Source organism: Hymenobacter sp. AT01-02 (assembly GCF_000961955.2).
In the GTDB taxonomy this organism is placed as follows: Bacteria; Bacteroidota; Bacteroidia; order Cytophagales; family Hymenobacteraceae; genus Hymenobacter; species Hymenobacter mucosus.
In genome coordinates, this window is record NZ_JZIR02000162.1 from 1 (window position 1) to 1408 (window position 1408).

Below are 1408 nucleotides of genomic sequence, written 5' to 3' on the forward strand. Positions count from 1 at the left end.
GGCATTGCTCCAACCATGGGGCATATCCATCGGGGGGCAGCTGGCACTACTGGCGACCCCTTCCTGGCTTTCCAGAACGTCGCCTCTTCGCCTATCACCGGCACTTCCACGCTTTCAGAGGCTGATGCGGCCTTGCTGCTGGGTGGCCAAACCTACGTGAACCTGCACACTACCGCCTATCCAGGTGGTGAAATCCGGGGTAAAGTCACGCTGAAGTAGGTACGCCTCATCCTAGGCGCTTACTCGGGGCATTATGTTATTCAGTACTGTGAAAGGCAAACGTTTTCTACAAGCCAGCCTACTTCTGCTGGTGTTGCTGCTCATCTGGGGAAGCTGGGAGGAACCGGCGCTTCATCAGTATGTGCAGCCCGTAACTATACTTCAGTTGCAGGTTGAAGGATTACATACGCCTGCTCAGGTAGCCACCTCGCAGCAGCAGGTAGCAGCTGTGCCGGGGGTAGCGGCGTGCGTTATCAACGCCCATACGCAGGTTGCTACCGTGCTTTTCCATGAAGCCGATGTTTCGGAGCAAGAGATAGAGCGAGTACTGTCGGTGGGTGGAGCTTTCCGGGTGACGCGCCCGATTACAGTGGCCCAGGCTCCTTCTGGCCGTCAGTGTCCGGTGCCCGCTAGCTACCTAGAAACCCTGGACCGGATTCGGTTCGCGTTCAATTTGCGGCGTCTTTTCATTACCGTCTGACCAACTCATACCGGCACTCGACTTCCTTTCGGCTTACATCATTACCTATTCTCTTTTCATTCACTCACCCTTTACCCTATGCACCTACCTCGACTCAACTTTGCTGCGGCATTGCTCCTGAGCAGCACGCTGTTTTTCACTACAGCTTGCGGCTCGAAAGAAGATGAGCCAAAGCCAGAGCCCACCCTATACGAGCGGATGGGCGGCCTCAAAGGGGTAGAAGGATTCGTTGACGTGCTGATGGCTAACGTAGCGGCCGAAGCTAGCGCGCAAAATTCTTCTATGCTACGCACCCATACTCCCTTGCTCACCGACCCCGACAAGCCTGCCCGTTTGGCCCGCTTGCGTAACAACTTCATCAACCAAATAGGCGAAGCTACCGGCGGCCCACTGAAGTACACCGGCATGACCATGCTCTCGGCTCACAAAGGCATGATGATTACCGAGAAAGAGTGGTCGGTATGGCGCCAAGCTGCCGATGCCTCTATGGCCGCCAATAACCTCGGGGCCAAGGAAAAAGCAGAAATAGCTAAGATTTTAGATGATATGAAAGATGCAACGGTAGGTCATTAAGCCGACTTATCAGTAGCATGCATAGAAAAGCCCCGCTGAAATATTTCAGCGGGGCTTTTCTATAAGCTGCAAAACGAGCTAGGTTTATTTTACTACTACCTTACGGCTCAGGCCCAGCTCGGGTACATGCAGTTG

3 protein-coding genes are annotated in these 1408 nt (G+C 54.1%); all 3 read left to right on the forward strand.

The features are described 5' to 3' along the window. Positions 1-219: CHRD domain-containing protein (locus VI25_RS21755; RefSeq protein WP_152981765.1), on the forward strand; the 219-nt coding region annotated here is incomplete at its 5' end. A gap of 34 nt (positions 220-253) precedes the next feature. Continuing rightward, positions 254-700: a heavy-metal-associated domain-containing protein gene (locus tag VI25_RS21760; RefSeq protein WP_045688485.1), complete on the forward strand. Its 447-nt coding sequence runs from the start codon at positions 254-256 to the stop codon at positions 698-700. Positions 701-778: 78 nt separating this feature from the next. Beyond that, positions 779-1273, forward strand: a complete 495-nt coding sequence (locus VI25_RS21765) for a group 1 truncated hemoglobin (protein WP_045688486.1) — start codon at positions 779-781, stop codon at positions 1271-1273. Positions 1274-1408: the final 135 nt, after the last annotated feature.

Coding starts and splice junctions, on each gene's coding strand:
- VI25_RS21760 (WP_045688485.1), top strand. CDS start 254: ATGTTATTCAGTACTGTGAAAGGCAAACGTTTTCTACAAGCCAGCCTA.
- VI25_RS21765 (WP_045688486.1), top strand. CDS start 779: ATGCACCTACCTCGACTCAACTTTGCTGCGGCATTGCTCCTGAGCAGC.